General features: G+C 73.4%; 15 protein-coding genes. 6 read left to right on the top strand and 9 right to left on the bottom strand.

The window, feature by feature from the left end:
- Nucleotides 1-147: 147 nt before the first annotated feature.
- The 3 genes from ABZ641_RS09560 (at nt 148) to ABZ641_RS09550 (ending at nt 7,899) form a co-directional block, all read left to right on the top strand.
- A complete protein-coding gene (locus tag ABZ641_RS09560; RefSeq protein ID WP_359980417.1) occupies nt 148-3,705 on the top strand; it encodes a bifunctional glycosyltransferase family 2 protein/CDP-glycerol:glycerophosphate glycerophosphotransferase in 3,558 nt (1,185 codons plus the stop codon).
- 144 nt (nt 3,706-3,849) lie between these two features.
- Nucleotides 3,850-6,258: a CDP-glycerol glycerophosphotransferase family protein gene (locus tag ABZ641_RS09555; protein ID WP_359980414.1), complete on the top strand. Its 2,409-nt coding sequence runs from the start codon at nt 3,850-3,852 to the stop codon at nt 6,256-6,258.
- A gap of 99 nt (nt 6,259-6,357) precedes the next feature.
- Entirely contained in the window at nt 6,358-7,899 is a 1,542-nt protein-coding gene (locus ABZ641_RS09550; protein WP_359980411.1) for a hypothetical protein, read from the top strand.
- Nucleotides 7,900-7,971: 72 nt separating this feature from the next.
- Here the strand turns inward: ABZ641_RS09550 and ABZ641_RS09545 are convergent, their stop codons facing one another.
- The 7 genes from ABZ641_RS09545 to ABZ641_RS09515 form a co-directional block, all read right to left on the bottom strand.
- Nucleotides 7,972-9,399, bottom strand: a complete 1,428-nt coding sequence (locus tag ABZ641_RS09545; protein WP_359980408.1) for a glycosyltransferase — start codon at nt 9,397-9,399, stop codon at nt 7,972-7,974.
- 42 nt (nt 9,400-9,441) lie between these two features.
- A complete protein-coding gene (locus ABZ641_RS09540) occupies nt 9,442-10,020 on the bottom strand; it encodes a 2'-5' RNA ligase family protein (RefSeq protein ID WP_344623523.1) in 579 nt (192 codons plus the stop codon).
- Nucleotides 10,020-11,057 carry a tryptophan--tRNA ligase gene (gene trpS / locus ABZ641_RS09535; RefSeq protein ID WP_344623522.1) on the bottom strand — a complete coding sequence of 346 codons (1,038 nt, stop codon included), beginning with the start codon at nt 11,055-11,057 and terminating at the stop codon, nt 10,020-10,022. Before trpS ends, ABZ641_RS09540 begins: the two co-directional genes overlap by 1 nt.
- Nucleotides 11,058-11,087: 30 nt before the next feature.
- Nucleotides 11,088-12,401, bottom strand: coding sequence for a hemolysin family protein (locus ABZ641_RS09530; protein ID WP_344623521.1), 1,314 nt, complete (start codon nt 12,399-12,401; stop codon nt 11,088-11,090).
- A gap of 80 nt (nt 12,402-12,481) precedes the next feature.
- Entirely contained in the window at nt 12,482-13,474 is a 993-nt protein-coding gene (locus ABZ641_RS09525; protein ID WP_344623520.1) for a malate dehydrogenase, read from the bottom strand.
- 220 nt (nt 13,475-13,694) lie between these two features.
- On the bottom strand, nt 13,695-14,108 hold the full coding sequence (locus ABZ641_RS09520; RefSeq protein WP_344623519.1) for a DUF3017 domain-containing protein: 414 nt from the start codon (nt 14,106-14,108) through the stop codon (nt 13,695-13,697).
- A 4-nt stretch (nt 14,109-14,112) separates the two neighbouring features.
- On the bottom strand, nt 14,113-14,967 hold the full coding sequence (locus tag ABZ641_RS09515; protein ID WP_344623518.1) for a bifunctional methylenetetrahydrofolate dehydrogenase/methenyltetrahydrofolate cyclohydrolase: 855 nt from the start codon (nt 14,965-14,967) through the stop codon (nt 14,113-14,115).
- 316 nt (nt 14,968-15,283) lie between these two features.
- On the opposite strand from ABZ641_RS09515, the gene ABZ641_RS09510 reads away from it, so the two are divergent.
- From ABZ641_RS09510 to ABZ641_RS09500, 3 genes are all read left to right on the top strand, one after another.
- Nucleotides 15,284-15,685 (top strand): hypothetical protein, encoded by a 402-nt coding sequence (locus tag ABZ641_RS09510; RefSeq protein ID WP_359980403.1) that lies wholly within the window; start codon nt 15,284-15,286, stop codon nt 15,683-15,685.
- Nucleotides 15,682-16,116, top strand: a complete 435-nt coding sequence (locus ABZ641_RS09505; protein ID WP_344623516.1) for a DUF2752 domain-containing protein — start codon at nt 15,682-15,684, stop codon at nt 16,114-16,116. Before ABZ641_RS09510 ends, ABZ641_RS09505 begins: the two co-directional genes overlap by 4 nt.
- Nucleotides 16,117-16,259: 143 nt before the next feature.
- Nucleotides 16,260-16,931 (top strand): RDD family protein, encoded by a 672-nt coding sequence (locus ABZ641_RS09500; protein WP_344623515.1) that lies wholly within the window; start codon nt 16,260-16,262, stop codon nt 16,929-16,931.
- A 73-nt stretch (nt 16,932-17,004) separates the two neighbouring features.
- On the opposite strand, the gene purH is transcribed toward ABZ641_RS09500, so the two are convergent.
- Nucleotides 17,005-18,585 (bottom strand): bifunctional phosphoribosylaminoimidazolecarboxamide formyltransferase/IMP cyclohydrolase, encoded by a 1,581-nt coding sequence (gene purH / locus ABZ641_RS09495; RefSeq protein WP_359980399.1) that lies wholly within the window; start codon nt 18,583-18,585, stop codon nt 17,005-17,007.
- Nucleotides 18,582-19,241 carry a phosphoribosylglycinamide formyltransferase gene (gene purN, locus ABZ641_RS09490; RefSeq protein WP_344623513.1) on the bottom strand — a complete coding sequence of 220 codons (660 nt, stop codon included), beginning with the start codon at nt 19,239-19,241 and terminating at the stop codon, nt 18,582-18,584. Before purN ends, purH begins: the two co-directional genes overlap by 4 nt.
- Nucleotides 19,242-19,818 lie beyond the last annotated feature (577 nt).

Here is a 19,818-nt window from a genome sequence, read left to right as displayed (position 1 = left end):
CGCGGCGTGCGCGCGCCGCCACCGTCCGCACCGCCCCGCGGGCCCGGACCGCTCCCGGGCCGGGACGCCCACGGACGGTAGGATCTCCGTACATCTGTGCCGATTCGCCCGCGGCCCGACGCCCCCGATGAAAGGCCCGCACGCCCGATGGCCCCTCGCCTCTCCGTCGTCGTCCCGATCTACAACGTCGAGCGCTACCTCGAGGAGTGCCTGGACTCCATCGCCGCCCAGACCTTCAGCGACCTGGAATGCGTCATGGTCGACGACGGGTCCAAGGACGGCAGCGCCGCCATCGCCGAGGCCTACGCCGCGAAGGACTCGCGGTTCCGGCTCGTCCGGCAGGAGAACAAGGGCCTCGGCGCGGCCCGCAACACCGGCTACCGGCACATCGCCGACGGCACCGAGTTCCTCGCCTTCGTCGACAGCGACGACACCCTGCCGCCGAGCGCCTACGAGCTGATGATCGGCACCCTGGACGAGACCGGCTCGGACTTCTGCACCGGCAACGTCCAGCGCTTCCGGGCCGTCGGCTACTACCAGTCGGGCGGCCACCGCAAGCCGTTCAAGGAGACCCGGCTGCGGACGCACATCACCGAGGTCCCGACCCTGGTCACCGACCGGACGGCCTGGAACAAGGTCTACCGCCGCAGCTTCTTCGACGGCGCCGGCATCCTCTACCCCGAGGGCATCCTGTACGAGGACGCCCCGGTGAGCGTGCCGCACCACTACCTGGCGACCAGCGTGGACGTGCTCTCCGAGCCGATCTACCACTGGCGCGAGCGCGAGGTCGGCGAGATGTCGATCACGCAGATGAAGACCAACCCCAAGGGCCTGATCGACCGGGTCACCTCGATGGAGCTGGTGCGGGCCTGGCTGCTGGAGCAGACCGACCCGAAGTTCAAGCGCTACCTGCGCACCTACGACGAGAACAACCTCGTCGAGGAGATCCCGATGTTCTTCGGGTCCGTCCTGGACGGCGACACGGACTACCGGGACGCCTACCTGGAGTGCGCCGGCCGGCTGCTGCGCGCCATCGGGCCCGAGCAGATCCGCAAGCTGCGCGCGCCGCTGCGCCTCAAGTACCACCTGACCCTGCAGGGCCGGATCGACGAGCTGGTCGAGCAGATCCGCTTCGAGCGGGACACCAAGGGCGCCGCGCCCGCGCGCGGCCTGCTGCGCCCCTTCGCCGACTACCCGTTCCTGCGCGGCGGGCGCAAGAGCGTGCCCGCGGACGTGCTGCGCCTGGACAACGCGCTGGTGATGCGCACCCGGCTCTACGACGCCTCCTGGACGGAGGGCAAGCTGCACCTCACCGGGCACGCATTCCCCGAGCACCTGGGCGCCGAGCACCGCAGCGACATGGTCAAGGTGCTGGTCCTGCGCGAGGCCAAGGGCCGCCGGGTGCTGGCCCTGCCCGCGAAGGCGCAGTACAGCCCGGAGGCCACCTCCAGCTCCCCGCACGACCTGTACAGCTGCGACTGGGCCGGCTTCCGCGCCGTCATCGACCCGAAGCGGCTGAAGCACCGCGGCGAGTGGCGCGAGGGCTCCTGGCGGGTCCTGATCGCCGGCATCGGCAAGGGCGGCGTGTACAAGGGCCGGATCTCCGGCGGCTGGAGCGACCGGGCCGAGTACCCGCCGGTGCACTGGGTCGAGGACGACGTCCGGGTCGTGCCGTGGCTCAAGGACAACCACGTCAACCTGCGGGTCGAGAAGGTCCGGGCGCGCGCCGCCGGCGTGACGGCCGAGCACGGCACGGTGACCGTCCGCGGCCGGGCCGCCTCCGGTCTGGACCTGGCCGGCGCCCGGCTGCGGCTGCTGCACGTGGAGTCCGACCGCGAGCTGCTCTTCCCGCTGGAGCTCGGCTCCCCGGTGGGCCGCGAGGTGCCGTTCGCCGCGCACTTCCCGGTCGCCGACATGACGGCCGTCCGCAAGGCCTGGGCCGCCCTCGACCCGGCGTCCGCCGAGCGCCTGCGCGACCGCTGGGACACCGAGCTGCAGCTCGCCGACGGCAAGCGGGTGCCCGTCGTGCTCGACGAGCGCACCGCGGCGGTCGAGTTCGACCTGCCCGTCGAGAACGACACCCGGGCGCTCTACACCAAGGCCTCCCCCAGCGGGTACCTGCAGTTCAGCGACCAGGTGCTGCAGCCGGTCGTGGAGGAGGTCACCGCGCGCGGCACGGACGGCTTCCTGCTCAGCGGCACCTTCCCGCTGCCCGGCACCCACACCTACGAGCTGGTGATCCGCCACGACTGGCACGAGGAGGAGCACTGCTACCCGGTGGAGATCGTCGACGGGCGGTTCCGGGCGGCGCTGCCGGCCGTGCCGACCGCGGCCTTCGCCGGCCAGGTGCCGCTCCGCCAGGGCCTGTGGGAGGTCTTCCTGCGGCCGGTCGGCGCGCCCGCCGACGAGGTGTGGCCGCCGGTCCTGCTCGCGCCGCGCTGCCACGCCGCGCTGCCGGTGGAGACCGAGACCCGCGGCAAGCGGGTCGTGCTGGAGCGCCGCGGCTACGACTCGCTGACGCTGCTGGCCCACTCCGACCTCCTCCCGGAGGAGCGCAGCGGCTACCGGCACCGGCAGCTGCGGATCAACGACTACCCCGCGGCCCGCACCCGCCCGGTCACCGACACGGTGCTGTACCTCACCTCGCACGGCGACCGGTACGCGGGCGCCCCGCGCGCGGTGCACGAGGAGCTGCTGCAGCGCGGCCTGCCGCTGCGCCACCTGTGGAGCGTGGACGACCAGCAGGCCGAGCTGCCCGGCACCGTCGAGGCGCTGCGCCAGGACAGCGCCGAGTGGTACGAGGCGCTGGCCACCGCCCGGTACATCGTCACCGAGGCGCACCTGCCGGACTTCTTCGAGCGGCGGCCCGGCCAGACGGTGCTGCAGACCTGGCAGGGCACCCCGCTCAAGCGGATCGGCCTGGACTTCGAGAAGGTCTGGTTCACCGACGCCGAGTACGTCAAGCACCTGCGGCGCGAGGTGCCGCACTGGAGCCTGCTGGTGTCGGGCAACGGATTCTCGACGCCGGTGCTGCGGCGGGCCTTCGACTACGGCGGCGAGATCCTGGAGGCGGGCAACCCGCGCAGCGACGTGCTGCTCGCCGCCGACCGGGAGAAGACCGCCGAGCTCGTCCGCACCCGTCTCGGCCTGCCGGACGGCAAGAAGGTGGTGCTCTACGCGCCGACCTTCCGCGAGGACATGCGCCGCCCCCAGGACGGCTACCAGCTGGACCTGCGGATCGACCTGGCGGCGGCCCGGGCCGCCCTGGGCGACGACCAGGTGCTGCTGGTGCGGCGGCACCCGCTGATGTGCGGCCAGGTGCCGGGCGCCGGCGACGGCTTCGTCTGGGACGTCAGCACCTACCCGGACACCGCGGAGCTGCTGCTCGTCGCCGACGTGCTGGTGACGGACTACTCCTCGGTCATGTTCGACTTCGCGGTCACCGGCAAGCCGATGCTGTTCTTCACGCACGACCTGGAGCACTACCGGGACAACCTGCGCGGCTTCTCCTTCGACTTCGAGGCGACCGCGCCCGGCCCGCTGCTGCGCACCTCCGAGGCGCTCGTCGAGGCGCTCGGCCGGACGGCGGAGGTCGCCGAGGAGTACGCGGACCGGTACGAGGCCTTCCGCGAGGCCTACTGCCACCTGGACGACGGCCGGGCGAGCGCCCGGGTCGTGGACGGACTGCTCGCGCACGAGGGCTGATCCGCTCCACCGGGCGCCCCCGCCGCGTTTGTTGACCGGCGGGGGCGTCACGGTGTGAGATGTCCCGGACCCGGACCGCCCGACGGCGGCCGGGTCCGCCGGTCACTCCTCCTGACCGGCTCCCGCCGTGAAGGGCCGCCTCCCGTGTCTGTGAAATCCGCCGGCGCTCCGTCGCCGACCGAGCCGCGCGCCGTCATACGCTCCCTGCGCTGGGAGGACGACACGTTGCTGCTGACCGGGTTCGCGCACCCGCAGGACCGGCCCTCGGCCACCCGGGGCAGCGCCCGGACCCTGCTGGTGCTGCGCCGCACCGGCAGCCGGGCGTTCGGCTGGGTGTCCACCAGCCCGGTGTACCTCCCCGAGTCCACCGAGGACAGCGGCCTGGCGGAGCTCAACCACGACTGGGCCGGTTTCACGGCCGCGATCGACCCGACCCGGTTCCGGCGCCGCGGTACCTGGACGGAGGGCGAGTGGCGGGTGTCCGCCACGGTCTTCACCGGCCTCAAGCGCAGCCAGGGCGGGTTCCAGGGCCACTGGTGCGGCACCGCGGAGACGCCGCCGGCGCACTGGGTCGCGGACGACGTCCGGGTGGTCCCGGTGTTCCGCGCCAAGCACCTGCGGCTGCGGGTCGAGCGCATACCCGTCCGGGTGCGCGCGGCCGTCCTCACCGAGGACGCGCTCGAACTCTCCGGCGCCGTCGACGGCCGGGTCGGGCGCACCGCGATCCGGCTCCACCGCCCGGAGGGCGGCGCCGAGACGGTGGTCGACCTGACCGCCGACGGCGCGGGCTTCACCGCCCGCATACCGCTGGCGGTGCTGACCGGCGGTGCGGAGTCCGACGAGCCGTGGCAGGCCGAGCTGGTGCACGCCGACGGCCGCACCGAGCCGCTGGTCGTCGACGAGCGGGGCGGCCCGGTCACCGGCCAGTTCCCGCTGCCGGGCACCGCGGACCTGCTGCACGTCGCGCGGGACCGCCGGGACGCCCTCGAACTCGCCGTCCGCCCGCCCGTCGCCCGGGTCGACGAGATCACCGAGCTGCAGGACGGCTTCGTCCTCGGCGGCTCCACCCCGACGACCGGCCAGGGCCCGCTGGAACTCGTGCTGCGGCACTCGGACGGCACCGCCGAACTGCGCCACCCCGCCACCGCGACCAGCGCCGAGCGCTTCCGGGTCACCCTGCCCGCCGGGACGGCCACCGCCGGCGGCGACCGCCTCCCGCTGCGGATGGGCGTGTGGGAGCTGCTGCTGCGCACCGCCGACGGCACCGAACGGCGGGTGACCGTGGCGCCGGCCGCCTTCGACGCCCTGCCGGCCGCGGTCACCGTCGGCCCCAAGACGGTGAAGCTGGAACGCCGTTGGCTGGACACCCTCTTCGTGGACTCCTCCTCCGTCCTGACCGCCGAGGAGCGCAGCGCCTTCGCCCAGCACAGGCTGCGGACGGTGGACTACCCGGCGGCCGGCCACGGCGAGCTGCGCGAGGCGGTCTTCTACGACGTGTTCGGCGGCCGCGGGTACGCCGACTCCCCGGGCGCGATCCACCGCGAGCTCGTCCGCCGCGGCGTCGACGTCGAGCACATCTGGGCCGTCAACGACGCCCAGGGGCAGGTGCCGGCCGGGGTGCGGACGGTGCGGGTGCAGAGCCCCGAGTGGTACGAGGCGCTGGCGACCAGCCGCTACCTGGTCGGCAACACGCACTTCCCGGACTTCGTCGAGCGCCGGCCCGGCCAGGTCGTCGTGCAGACCTGGCACGGCTCGCTGCTCAAGCGGATTGCGCACGACGTGGAGAACGCCTGGCTGGCCGACGCCGGCTACCTGGAGGCGCTGGACCACGAGACGCCGCACTGGAGCGTGCTGGTCTCCCCCAGCCCGTTCGCCACCCCGATCCTCGGCCGGGCGTTCCGCTACGGCGGCGAGATCCTGGAGTCCGGCTACCCCCGCAACGACCTGCTGGCCACCGGCGACGACGCCCTCGCGGCGCGGGTCCGGGCCCGGCTCGGCATCCCCGAGGGCCGCCGGATCGTGCTGTACGCGCCGACCTGGCGCGAGGACCAGCAGCGGGACAACGGCGCCGGCTTCCGCCTCGACCTGCAGCTGGACACCGAGGCGGCCCGGACCGCGCTCGGCGAGGACCACGTGCTGCTGGTGCGCCCGCACGCGCACGTCCGGGAGCCGCTGCCCGGCGCCGGGGACGGCTTCCTGTACGACGTCGGCGACTACCCGGACGTCCAGGAGCTGCTGCTCGTCGCCGACGTCCTGGTCACCGACTACTCGTCGATCATGTTCGACTTCGCGATCACGGGCCGCCCGATCCTCTTCTTCACCTACGACCTGGAGCGCTACCGCGACGTCCTGCGCGGCTTCTACTTCGACTTCGAGACCGAGGCCCCCGGACCCCTGGTCCACACCTCCTCGGAGCTGGTCGAGGCGCTGCGCGACGTGACGGCCGCCACCGCGGACCACGCCGAGCGGTACGCGGCGTTCCGTGCCCTGCACTGCGTGCTGGACGACGGCAAGGCGAGCGCCCGGGTCGTCGACCGGATGCTCGCCGGCTGACGCCACCGCCGCGGCGGCCGGCCGGGACCCGCCCGATAGGGTGGCACCGCTCGGACACCCGTTCCGCGCCGCCCCCGCAACCCCCATACGGAGTGAACCGTGCTGGACACCTCAGCCGTCGCCGTCGGTCCCGCCGCCGGCCGGCGCCTCCACCGGGCGGCCCGGCGGGTCGCACCGCGGTGGCGCATGCCGCTGCTGGTGACGGTCGGCTGCCAGGTGATCTGGCTGTTCTACTGGGCGGCCTTCTACCCGGGCCTGCTCAGCTACGACTCGGTGATGTACACCTGGCAGGTCACCACCGGGCACTGGACCTCCGACCACTCGGTGCTCTACGACGCCGCGGTCTGGCTGGCGCTGCACCTCCCGGGCAAGTTCGCGCTGCTCACGCTGGCGCAGACGACCGTGATGTCGGTGGCGCTCGGCTACACCTGCGCGGCCGTGCGGGACCTCGGGGTGCGGGCGCGCTGGTGCGTCCCCGCCGCGCTGGCCACCGCCGCGCTGCCGCCGACCGGGACCTTCGTGGTGTTCGTCTGGAAGGACGTGCCCTTCACCATCAGCGCGGTGCTGGTGTTCGCCGCGGCGGCCCGGCTGGTCGCCCGGCGCGGCACCGCGCCGGAGCCCGGCCGCTGGCTGCGGCCCGGCGGCTACCGCTTCGACCTGCTGGTGTTCTCCGCCGGTCTGCTGGGCCTCGGGCTGTTCCGCAACAACGGCCTGATCGTCGCGCTCTTCGCCGGCCTGGTGCTGCTGCCGTTCCTGCCCGGGCTCCGCAGGTCGCTGGCGGTGCTGACGCTGATCGCGGTCGTCCTGCCGGGCGCCGCCCAGCTCGGCGGCTACCGGATGCTCGGTGTCGCGCAGCCCCCGGCCAACTCCGTGTTCGGCATGAACTACGCGGACATCGCGGTCGCCTACAAGGAGGTGCCGTGGGTGTTCAGCGGCGCCGACCGCCGGCTGCTGGCCGAGGTCGCGCCGATGTCCACCTGGGAGACCGGCGCCAACTGCCGCACCGCCGACCTGCTCTCCAACAGCAAGGCCCCGTTCGACCGGAACGCCGCCCAGCAGCACAACGACGAACTGGTCGGCCTCTGGACGAAGGTCTTCAAGAAGCGTCCCGACGTGCTCGTCGACGCCCGGCTGTGCCGCGGCGCGATCGCCTGGGACCCGTTCTCCGACTGGAGCGTGGACGCCGGCGCCACCATCATCGCGCCGCTGGAGCGCCCCGGTGACCTGTGGGGATGGGCCGCCGCCCCCGAGACCGCCGACCCCGCGGCCGGCGCGGTGCAGATCAGCGGCCGGATGGCCGACAGCCCCTACCTCCCGGCGCTGCGCAGCCACCCGCTGTCGAAGAGCCTGAACCTGGCCGCCACCTGGCTCACCAACCTCTCGAAGGCCCGGCACTTCGACACGCTGCTGTGGCGCGGCGCCACCTGGACGTACCTGGCGTACGCGGCGCTCGCCTGCTACGCGGTGGGACGCCGGAACCGGGCGGTGTGGGGGACGGCCGGGGTGCTGCTGGGCATGCAGCTGATGCTGATGGCCTCCACGCCCGCCGGGCTGTTCCGCTACAACGTGGCCCCGCTGTTCATCGGGCCGCTCTGCCTCGGGCTGATCGCGGCGGCGCGCCGCGCCCGCGAGCGCAAGTAGCCCTGCGGGCACGAGCAGCACCTGCGGGCGCCGCCGCGGACCGGTACGGTCCGCGGCGGCGCCCGCAGGCGTTCAGAACAGTCGGCGGCGCAGTGCGCCGGCCGCCGCGCGCGGCGAGAGGACGTCGAGCAGCGCCTCGCCCTTGCGGTCGGTGCGGATCCGGGTGGCGCGCGGCCGGCCGCCGGCCAGCGCGGGCCTGGCCCGTCCGGCCGGGCCGAGGCCGTCGGGGCGCAGCGGCATGTCGTAGGTGCCCGTCCCGAGCCGCAGGCGCAGCAGGAGGCGCCAGCTGCCCGGGACGGGCAGGGCGGCCGGGTCGACGTGGACGCGGGCGGTGAAGAGGCCGCCGTCCTCGGCGGGCAGCGGGAGCTCGACCTCCGGTCCGCCGCCGGTGCGCCGCAGCAGCAGGCTCTGCCGGGGCCGGTCGGGGCCGTAGGCGCCGGGCGGCAGGATCAGCGCGGTGCGCGTCTCGACGAGGTAGCCGCGGCCGTCGCGGTGGACGGCGCCGTGGTCGGGGCAGCCGGCCTGCTGGAGGCGGGCGAGGTCTTCGAGTTCGGTGCGCCGGCCCTCGCGCAGCAGCCGCACGCGGATCCGGTCGAGCGGCGGCAGTGCGGTGAGCGCCGAGTCGGGGACGAGTTCGGCCAGGATCGCGCCGGACTCGCGGGCGTACCGCTCGCGCAGGTCGTCGGACCAGTCGAGGAACTCGCCGCGGAACCGGTTGAGCAGTTCCTCCTGGACCCAGCGCAGCAGCAGCCCGTCCCGGTCGGCGCCGGGCTCCGTGTGCGCGAGCACCGTCTCCACGGCGCCGCGGACCTGGGCGTAGAAGGGCTCGGGTTCGACCACCTGCCGGGTGAGGTGGTCGAAGCCGTCGCGCTGCACGAGGTAGTAGCAGTCGTAGTCGGCGACCACCGAGATGGCGCGGGCCAGGAAGTAGGCGGGGACGACGAACGCCTGCTCCTCGGCGAGCCGGACGCCTTCGGCGAACCGCAGGCCGTGCTCGGCGACCAGGGAGCGGCGGTACAGCTTGTGCGCGGTCAGGCTCCACACGGCGCGGGTGGTGCGGACGTCGCCGGTGGTGACGCCGGTCTCGAACGGTATGCGGGCGGCGCTGCGGCCGACGCCCCTGATCCGGCCGAGGACGACGTCGGAGCCGTCCCGTTCGGCGGCGTCGACCATGCGCCGCAGGGCGTCGGGGCCGAGGTGGTCGTCGGGGTCGGCGAAGAAGAGGAACTCGCCGCGGGCGAGGGCGATCGCGCGGTTGCGCGGGCCGCCGGGGGCGCCGCTGTTGGGCTGGTGGACGACGGTGACCTGCGGGTGCTCGGCGGCCCAGCGGTCCAGTGCCCCGCCGCTGCCGTCGGTGGAGCCGTCGTCCACCGCGACGACCTCCAGCAGGTCGCGGCCGAGGGTCTGGTCGAGGATCGAACCCAGGCACTCGTCGAGGTGGTCCACCGCGTTGTAGACCGGAATGACCACGCTGACCTTGGGTATCGCCTGCTCGACCATGCGGGACATGATAGGTCGCCGCGCCCGGGCGCCCGGGCGCGGCTACCCGCCGAAGGCGTAGTCGCGCCAGGGCCGCCAGACCTCGTCGGGGCCGAACCGGGAGAGGCCGAAGCCGGGCACGGTGAAGGCGGCGTGGAAGGCGCGGGCCTTCTCCTGGGCCTCGTCGAGGATGTCCTCGGGCAGGCCGTGCGCCACGGTGACGTGCGGGTGGTACGGGAAGGCCAGCTCGCGGGCGAGCGGCCCGGAGCGCACCGCGGCCTCCAGTTCGCGGCACTCCTGTGCGCCGCCCTCGACCCGGACGAACACCACCGGGGAGACCGGCCGGAAGGTGCCGCTGCCCTGCAGCAGCATCGGGAACGGCCGGTGCGCGGCGGCGACGCCGAGCAGGTGCGCCTCGATCTCCGGCAGGCGCACGGTGGGCACCTCGGTCGGCGGCAGCAGCGTGACGTGGGTGGGTATGGACCGGGCGTGCGGGTCGCCGTGGCCCGCGCGGGCGTCCTGGACGGCGGAGCCGTACGGCTCCGGCACCGATATCGACACGCCGATGGTGACGGCCTCCGGGAGTCCGCGGAACTCCCGGGGGCCGCCGCCGTCGGCGCCTGCTCCGGCGGTGCGCGCCATCAGCGCTTGGGCGCCAGGAAGCCGATGCGGTCGTAGACCGTGGCGAGGGTCTGCGAGGCGACCTCGCGGGCCTTCTCCGCGCCGAGGCCGAGCACCCGGTCGAGCTCGGCCGGGTCGTCGAGGTAGGTCCGGGTGCGGGCCTGGAAGGGCGTGACCCACTCGGTGAAGAGCTCGGCCAGCTCGGTCTTGAGCGCGCCGTACATCCGGCCCTCGAAGTGGGCGACCAGCTGCTCGATCGACTGCCCGCTGAGCGCGGAGTGGATGCGCAGCAGGTTGGAGACGCCCGGCTTCTCCTCCTCGTCGTAGGAGACGACGGTGCCGGTGTCGGTGACGGCGCTCTTGAACTTCTTGGCGCTGGCCTTGGGGTCGTCGAGCAGGTTGACCAGGCCCTTGGCGGAGGAGGCCGACTTGCTCATCTTCGCCGTCGGGTCCTGGAGGTCCAGGATCTTGGCGGTCTCCTTGAGGATGTGCGCCTTCGGCACGGTGAAGGTGGGCTCGTACCGGGTGTTGAAGCGCTCCGCGAGGTCGCGGGTGAGCTCCAGGTGCTGGCGCTGGTCCTCGCCGACCGGGACGAGGTCGGCCTGGTAGAGCAGGATGTCCGCGATCTGCAGGACCGGGTAGGTGAACAGGCCGACGGTGGTGCGGTCGCTGCCCTGCTTGGCGGACTTGTCCTTGAACTGGGTCATCCGGGACGCCTCGCCGAAGCCGGTGAGGCAGTTCATGACCCAGCCGAGCTGCGCGTGCTCGGGCACGTGCGACTGGACGAACAGGGTGCAGCGCTCCGGGTCGAGGCCGGCGCCGAGCAGCTGGGCCGCGGAGATCCGGGTGTTCTCGCGGAGCTGGGCCGGGTCCTGCTCGACGGTGATCGCGTGCAGGTCGACGACCATGTAGAAGGCGTCGTTGGCGTCCTGCAGCGCGACCCACTGCTGGACGGCGCCCAGGTAGTTGCCGAGGTGGAACGAGCCCGAGGTGGGCTGGATGCCGGAGAGCACCCGGGGACGGTCCTTGACCGGACCTGCGACCGCTGCGTTGACCATGTCGGCCATTGTTCCAGTTTCACCGACCGCTCAGGAAACATCTGCCCCTGGAGGTTCCGCCAGTGTGACCGCACTCACCCGGATCCGTTCGATCCGGCGGCCGTCGAGCTTGGCGACGGTCAGCCGCACCCCGTCCTCGGTGGTGACCTGGTCGCCGGACTCGGGCAGCCGGCCGAGCTCGCGGACGAGGTATCCGGCCACCGTCTCGTACGGGCCCTCGGGCAGGGCGACGCCGGTCTCGTCGGCGAAGTCGGCGAGGTTCAGCATGCCGTCGAGCTCCATGCCGCCGCCGGCCAGCCGGCGGGTGGCGGTGGTGTCGAGGGCGTCGTACTCGTCGCGGATCTCGCCGATGACCTCCTCGACGAGGTCCTCCAGGGTGACGATGCCGGCGGTGCCGCCGTACTCGTCGACGACGATCGCCAGGTGGTGGCCCTCGCGGCGCATCTCGCCCATGGCCTCCAGCACCCGCTTGGTGGCGGGCAGCAGCTTGACCGGCCGGGTGAGGTCGCGCACCCGCACGGCCTTGGCGCCGCGGGCGCCGTAGAGGTCCCGGACGTGGACGAAGCCGGTGACGGAGTCGTAGGAGCCCTCGACGACCGGGTAGCGGGAGTGCGGGGCGGAGTCGGTCTCCGGGCGGACCTCGGAGACCAGGCGCTCGGCGTCGAGGAAGGTCACCTCGGTGCGGGGCTTCATCACCTCGCGCAGCTGGCGCTCGCCGGCCGCGAAGACGTCGTTGATCAGGGCGCGCTCGTCGCTGCCGAGCTCGGTGTTGGCGGCGACCAGGCCGCGCAGCTCCTCGGAGCTCATCGAGCCGCGGCCGGCCGTCGGGTCGCCGCCGAGCAGGCGCACCATCAGGTTGGTGGAGAGGCCGAGCACCCAGATCGCCGGGCGCAGCACCACCGACATGACGTCGACGACCGGGGCGGCGAGCACCGCGATGGAGTCGGCCCGCTGCAGCCCGATCCGCTTGGGGGTCAGCTCGCCGAGGACCAGCGAGGCGTAGCTGATGACCAGGGTGAGCCCGACCAGGGCGACGGTGTCGGCGAGCCCTTCGGAGAGGCCGAGGCGGACGAAGAGCGGGGCGACCTTGCCGGCCAGGGTGTCGGCGCCGAACGCGGCCGAGAGGAAGCCCATGCAGGTCACGCCGACCTGGACGGCGGCGAGGAAGCGGTTGGGGTCGGCCGCGAGGTGGGCGGCCCGGGCCGCGCGCCGGGTGCCGGCCGCCTCCAGGGCGCGGATCTGGCCCTCGCGCAGCGAGATCAGCGAGATCTCGGCGACGTTGAACAGACCGCCCAGCATGATGAAGACGAGGACGAGCGCGGCGTCCTCGATGTTTTCGGTCACGGCAGGAGTGTAGAAGGACGGCCGGGCGCCCCCCGGGCACCCGGCCGTCCTTCCTGTGCGGGCCGCGTCGGCCGCGGGGCTCAGATGAGGCCGAGCTCCTGCACCGCGTCGCGCTCCTCGGCCAGCTCGTTGACGGAGGCGTCGATGCGGGCGCGGTCGAACTCGGAGAGCTCCAGGCCCTGGACGATCGTGAAGGTGCCGTTCTCGGTGGTGACCGGGAAGGAGGAGATCAGGCCCTCCGGCACGCCGTAGGAACCGTCGGAGACGATGCCCATGGAGGTCCAGTCGCCGGCCGGGGTGCCGTTGACCCAGGTGTACACGTGGTCGATGGCGGCGTTGGCGGCCGAGGCGGCCGAGGACGCGCCGCGGACCTCGATGATCTCGGCGCCGCGCTTGGCGACCTTCGGGATGAAGAAGTCCTGGACCCAGGCCTGGTCGGAGCCGGTGGCCTCGAAGGCGGACTTGCCGGCGATCTCGGCGTGGAAGACGTCGGGGTACTGGGTGGCGGAGTGGTTGCCCCAGATGGTGACCTTCTTGACGTCCTCGACGGTGACGCCGGCCTTCTTGGCGAGCTGGGCGACGGCGCGGTTGTGGTCGAGGCGGGTCATCGCGGTGAAGCGCTCGGCCGGGACGTCCGGGGCGTTGCGCTGGGCGATCAGGGCGTTGGTGTTGGCCGGGTTGCCGACGACCAGGACCTTGATGTCGTCCGCGGCGTGGTCGTTGATGGCCTTGCCCTGGGGGCCGAAGATGCCGCCGTTGGCCTGCAGCAGGTCGCCGCGCTCCATGCCGGCGGTGCGCGGGCGGGCGCCGACCAGCAGGGCGACGTTGGCGCCGTCGAAGGCGGTGGCGGCCTGGTCGGTGATGGTGATGTCGCGCAGCAGCGGGAAGGCGCAGTCGTCGAGCTCCATCGCGACACCCTCGGCGGCCTTCAGGCCCTGCGGGATCTCCAGGAGGCGGAGGTTCACCGGGACGTCGGCACCGAGCAGGTGGCCCGAGGCGATGCGGAAGAGCAGGGCGTAGCCGATCTGGCCGGCCGCTCCGGTAACGGTGACGTTGACGGGGGTGCGAGTCATTTCTACCTTCTCCAGCAAATCGCCAGGTGCCCCAGGCACGTCGTCGGCGCACTGGAGCCGAGGATGATCTCTCGACGTCGAGAGACCTGCGTCAGGTTATCGCAAAGGCAAGCGTATGCCGCCTCGCCGGGCGTGGCTGTTGCGTCACACAGCGCGCGCCACGCCGTCGGCGCGGGGCGCGGGGCCGCCCGTCCCGCGACCGCCCCGCGCCCCCGCCGGGTCAGTGCCGGGGCCGGCCGACCAGCCGCCCGATGTCGTCCAGCCACGAGAGGTGCAGCCACGGATCGGGCTGCGCGACCAGGGTGAGCAGCACGATCACGCCGCCGAGGAAGGTCAGCACGCCGACGTCGGTGAAGCGGCTGCGCACCGCGAGCATGCCGACCTCGGGCAGGGCGGCGCGCAGGGCGGCGCCCAGCAGCAGGGCCAGGCCGACGATCAGCAGGCCGATCTTGAAATCGGCGAACCAGATGACGGCGAGTCCGAGCCCGGCCACCGCGAGGCAGAGCGTTATCGGCCACTGCCGCACCGGCAGCGAGTGGCCGCGCCCGAGCGCCGCGGCCGAGCCCTCCGGCGGCAGGGTGCCGGTGGTCTTCAGCGGACGGCGCCCGGTGCGGGGGGCGCGCACGACGGCCATCGGCTCAGCCGTCGGCGCGGCGCTCGGCCGCCTCGACGATGTTGTTGAGCAGCATGGCGCGGGTCATCGGGCCGACCCCGCCCGGGTTCGGGGAGATCCAGCCCGCGACCTCGGCCACGCCGGGGTGCACGTCGCCGACGATCTTGCCCTCGCTGCGGCTGACGCCGACGTCGAGGACGGCCGCGCCGGGCTTGACGTCGGCCGGCTTGACCAGGTGCGGCACACCGGCGGCGGCGATCACGATGTCGGCCTTGCGCAGGTGGTAGGCGAGGTCCCGGGTGCCGGTGTGGCAGAGGGTGACGGTGGCGTTCTCGCTGCGGCGGGTCAGCAGCAGGCCGATGGAGCGGCCGACGGTCACGCCGCGGCCGATCACGACCACCTCGGCGCCGTCGATCTCGACCTGGTGGCGGCGGAGCAGCTCGACGATGCCGAGCGGGGTGCACGGCAGCGGGCCCTGGATGCCGAGGGCGAGGCGGCCGAGCGAGGTCGGGTGCAGGCCGTCGGCGTCCTTGTCCGGGTCCATCAGCTCCAGGACGGTGTTCTGGTCGAGGCCCTTGGGCAGCGGCAGCTGCACGATGTAGCCGGTGCAGGCCGGGTCGGCGTTGAGCTCGCGGACGACGTCCTCGACGTCCTGCTGGGTGGCGGTGGCGGGCAGTTCGCGCTGGATGGAGGCGATGCCGACCTCGGCGCAGTCCTTGTGCTTGCCGTTGACGTACCAGCGGCTGCCCGGGTCGTCGCCGACCAGGACGGTGCCGAGGCCGGGGACGACGCCCCGCTCCTTGAGGGCCGCCACGCGGACGGCGAGTTCGGACTTGATCGCGGCGGCGGTGGCCTTGCCATCGAGAATCTGGGCAGTCATGGCCCCCATTGTCCCGGATCGGCGGAGGCGGACGCGCCGCGGGCCGGGCCGCCGCCCGGGGGCGCGGCCCGCGGTGTGCGCGCCGCCCCGGTGCCCCGGGCGGCCCGGCCGGCGCGCCCCCGGAACGAACCGCCGCAAAGGCGGGCAGGGCGTGCGCGGCCCGGTTGCGGTTGCGCCACAGTTGCGTCCGCGGGGCGGTCGCGGCTGGACAGCGCGCCGTGGTAACGACCACGATGGCCCGAGCAATCTCTGCTGCCCGCGTCCTGGTGACAGGCCATCGGGGACCACGGGGGACGATCGTCGGGGGAAGACCACAGTGAGCAATCCGTACCAGCCGGATCCTTACGGCGGCTACGGCCAGCCGCAGCAGCAGCCCTACGGCACGCCCGGGTACGGCGCACCGCAGTACCAGCAGCCCCAGCCCGGCTACGGCTACCCGCAGCAGCCCCAGCCGTACGCCCCGGCCGGCCCCGTGGTCGTCCAGGCGAACTCGCCGGCCACCGCGTCCGTGGTGCTGGGATTCGTCGCCATCCTGACGTCCTGCTTCTACGGCGGCTTCCTCGGCCTGATCGGCCTCGGCGTCGGCATCGCCGGCCTGAACAAGTCGAACCAGACGGGCGTCGGCCGCAACGCGGCCATCGGCGGGATCGTGCTGAACGTCCTCGCGGTGCTGATCTCCATCGCGATCGTGGTCTTCTACTTCAGCGTCCAGCCGTGACCGTCGCCGTGCCCTCGTCCGCAGGTGCGCTGACGACCCGTTGGCGGCGGACCGCCGGCACGGTGTCGGGCGGGCTGATGCGGGTGCTGCTGCGCGGAGCCGGCGGTGCGGTCGCCGCGGTCGCGGTGGCCCAGCTGCACGACGCCCACGACCCCGGCGTGCTCTGCCTGCTGCGCCGCTTCACCGGCATCCCCTGCCCGGCCTGCGGCAGCACCACCGTCTTCATCGAGGCCGGACACGGCAACTGGGCGGCCGCGCTGGCCGCCAACCCGGTCACCGTGGTGGCCGCGCTCGCGCTGCTGCTCGCACCGCTCGGCCCGGGACGCTGGTGGTGGGAGCTGTCGAACAAGCGGCGCAACGCGGTGATCGGCACCGCCTTACTGCTGGCCTGGACGTGGCAGCTGAACCGACTCGGCATCTCGCGTCCCTGAAGTCCGCGGGACCTGACGGGCATTGACCTCCCGATGTCAGGTCCCTCCGCTAGTGTCCCATCCGGTCGGTGCCTCAACTGCCCGTCCGTCCCCAGGGTTTTCCTGCAGTTCCGTCCACACTCCTTCCTGCCCGGAGGCATTCGATGAGCTACCCGCCCGACCCGAACAACCCGTACAGCCAGCAGCCGCCCGCGCCGGGCTACGGCTACCCGCAGCAGGCCCCGCCGCCGGCCCCCGGCTACGGCTACCCGCAGCAGGCCCCGCCGCCGGCCCCCGGCTACGGCGCCCCCGGCGGCTACGGCATCCCGCCGCAGCCGGGCCCGTACGGCAACGCGGCCCAGGTGCAGCAGTTCTACGCGGGCTGGGGTTCGCGGGTGGCGGCGTACATCGTCGACTACCTGATCGTCGGCGTGCCCGCCGGCATCTTCTACGGCATCGGTGCCGCGGTCGGCATCTCCAAGGCGGAGTGCACCACCGACCCGACCACCTACGCCTACAGCTGCACCGGCGGCGGCGTCTCCGGCGCCGGCATGGCCATCATGGCCATCGGCTGGCTGCTGGCGATCGCGGGCGGCCTGTGGCTGATCCACCGCGAGGGCACCACCGGCCAGACCCCGGGCAAGAAGATGGTCAACATCCGCGTCCTGCGCGAGGCCGACGGCCAGCCGCTGGGCTTCGGCATGGCCTTCGTCCGCAAGATCTGCCACGCCGTCGACGGCATCTGCTGCCTCGGCTACCTGTGGCCGCTGTGGGACGCCAAGAAGCAGACCTTCGCCGACAAGATCATGAGCTCGGTGGTCGTCAAGTCCCAGTGATCGGCCCTCCCGCCGACCGCAACGCCGAAGGCCCCCGCACTCCGAGGAGTGCGGGGGCCTTCGGCGTTGCGGATCAGTGGAAGAAGTGCCGGGTGCCGGTCAGGTACATCGTGACGCCGGCCTTCGCGGCGGCGGCGACCACCTCTTCGTCGCGGATCGAACCGCCGGGCTGCACCACGGCCTTCACACCGGCGGCGGCCAGGATCTCCAGGCCGTCCGCGAACGGGAAGAAGGCGTCCGAGGCGGCGTAGGAGCCCTGCGCGCGCTCACCGGCCCGCTCGACCGCGAGCTTGCAGGAGTCCACCCGGTTGACCTGGCCCATGCCGACGCCGACCGAGGCGCCGCCCTTGGCGAGCAGGATCGCGTTGGACTTGACGGCCCGGCAGGCCCGCCAGGCGAAGGCGAGCTCGGCGAGCTCGGCCTCGGAGAGCGCCTCGCCGGTGGCCAGCGTCCAGGTCGACGGGTCGTCGCCGGCCGCGTCCACCCGGTCGACCTGCTGCAGCAGCACGCCGCCGCTGATCCGGCGGACCTCCAGCGCGTCGGCGGGCGCCTCGGGGGCGCGCAGCACGCGCAGGTTCTTCTTCTTGGTCAGCACCTCCAGGGCGCCGTCCTCGTAACCGGGGGCGACGACGACCTCGGTGAAGATCGGGGCGATCTGCTCGGCCAGCTCGACGGTGACCGGGCGGTTCACCGCGATGACGCCGCCGTACGCGGAGACCGGGTCGCACTCGTGCGCCTTGCGGTGGGCCTCGGCGACGTCCGCGCCGACCGCGATGCCGCACGGGTTGGCGTGCTTGATGATCGCGACGGCCGGCTCGGCGTGGTCGTACGCGGCGCGGCGCGCGGCGTCGGTGTCCATGTAGTTGTTGTAGGACATCTCCTTGCCGTGCAGCTGCTCGGCGCCCGCCAGGCCGCCGGTGCCGTCGGTGTAGAGCGCCGCCTGCTGGTGCGGGTTCTCGCCGTAGCGCAGGACGTTCTGGCGCTCCCAGGTGGCGCCGAGGAAGGCCGGGAAGGACTCCTCCGACTCCGTGTAGCCGGACTCCTCGAACCAGGAGGCCACGGCCACGTCGTACGCGGCGGTGTGCGCGAAGGCGGCGGCCGCCAGGCGCTTGCGGGTCAGCAGGTCGAAGCCGCCGCCCTTGACCGCGCCGAGCACGTCGTCGTAGCGGGCCGGGTCGACGACCACGGCGACCGAGGGGTGGTTCTTGGCCGCGGCGCGGACCATCGACGGACCGCCGATGTCGATCTGCTCGACGCACTCGTCCGGGGTGGCGCCGGAGGCGACGGTGGCGGTGAACGGGTAGAGGTTCACCACGACCAGGTCGAACGGCTCGACACCCAGCTCGGCGAGCTGCGCGCGGTGCGACTCCAGGCGGAGGTCCGCGAGGACGCCGGCGTGCACCCGCGGGTGCAGGGTCTTGACCCGGCCGTCCAGGCACTCGGGGAAGCCGGTCAGCTCGGAGACCTCGGTGACCGGGACGCCCGCAGCGGCGATCCGGCCCGCGGTGGAGCCGGTGGACACGATCGCGACCCCGGCGGCGTGCAGCCCCTGGGCCAGCTCCTCCAGTCCGGTCTTGTCGTAGACGCTGATCAGCGCACGGCGGATCGGGCGTACGTCCTCGGAGACGGGGGGCGTGCTGTGGGCGGCGCTCATGCCGGAATCCATACCTTTCGGTCTTCGATGCGGTGGCCTTCGCGGGCCAGCCGGCCCACGACCTCGACGAGCAGCGTGCGCTCGACAGTCTTGATGCGCTCGTGCAGCGCTTCGCCGCCATCGGCGTGGTCGGCGTCCAGGACCTCCACGACGCCCTGCGCGATGATCGGCCCGGTGTCCACGCCGGCGTCGACCAGGTGGACGGTGCAGCCGGTGACCTTCACGCCGTAGGCGAGGGCGTCCGGCACGCCGTGCGCGCCGGGAAAGGCCGGCAGCAGGGCGGGGTGGGTGTTGACGATCCGGCCGGCGAAGGCGCCGATGAACTCCGGACCGAGGATCTTCATGAAGCCCGCGGTCACCACCAGGTCGGGCTCGTACCCGGCGACCGAGGCGGTCAGCGCGGCGTCCCATGCGGCCCGGTCGGCGTGGTCGACGATCCGGTGGACGAAGGTCGGGATGCCGGCGGCCTCGGCCCGCTTCAGGCCGGCGATGTCGGTGCGGTCCGCCCCGACGGCGAGGATCACCGCGCCGTAGGCCGGGTCCTGCGCCGCGTCGATCAGCGCCTGGAGATTGGTGCCGGAACCCGAGACCAGGACCACCAGACGGGCCGGTCCGGGCGTGCGCGGCGGAAAGACTTGGGCGGAAGCGGCGGCCACTGCGCGAATCTCCGTACGTCGTGTCGCCCGCTGGTACGTCCACCGTCGGTGGGGCCACTACGGGCGGCGGCAGGTCGAGCCGGACGGCACCGCCGGGGCGTCTCCGCTGCGCTGCGGGGGCCCGGGGGAACCGCTGTGGACTGCTGACCGTCACCACGATAACGGCTGGTCGAAGGCGTTCCGTCACCAGCAGACCACGCTACGCGCGTAGTTGAGACACGGATCTCGCCGTACGGTGCCGCAGCCGGACACGGACCGGCGGTCCGCGGGCACGCCGGCGGGCTCGGGTGGGTGGCGTGCGGGTGGGTGGGAGGTGTGCGAGCGGGTAGAAGGGGCTCGGTCGCCGCGGGCGGGACGGCGGTGTCGGAGGCGGTGCTGCGGGGCGGGCGGTGCGGCGGACGGCAGGGCCCGGCACGGCCCGCGGGCCCACCCGGCAGGGCGGCGCCGAGCCCGTACCGCCCTGCGGGATCATTGGAGGCGCGGGGGGCGGCCCGCGCGGGCCCCCGCCCCCCCGGCCGCGAGTGAATGGGGGCCCCCTCACCAACCGGGACCAGCCCCGCCCCCGCTCCCCCGTCGC

The organism is Kitasatospora sp. NPDC007106 (assembly GCF_040634455.1).
GTDB lineage: Bacteria > Actinomycetota > Actinomycetes > Streptomycetales > Streptomycetaceae > Kitasatospora > Kitasatospora arboriphila.
Note: the sequence above shows the minus strand (reverse complement) of the source record. Positions and strands in the feature narration are given on the sequence as shown.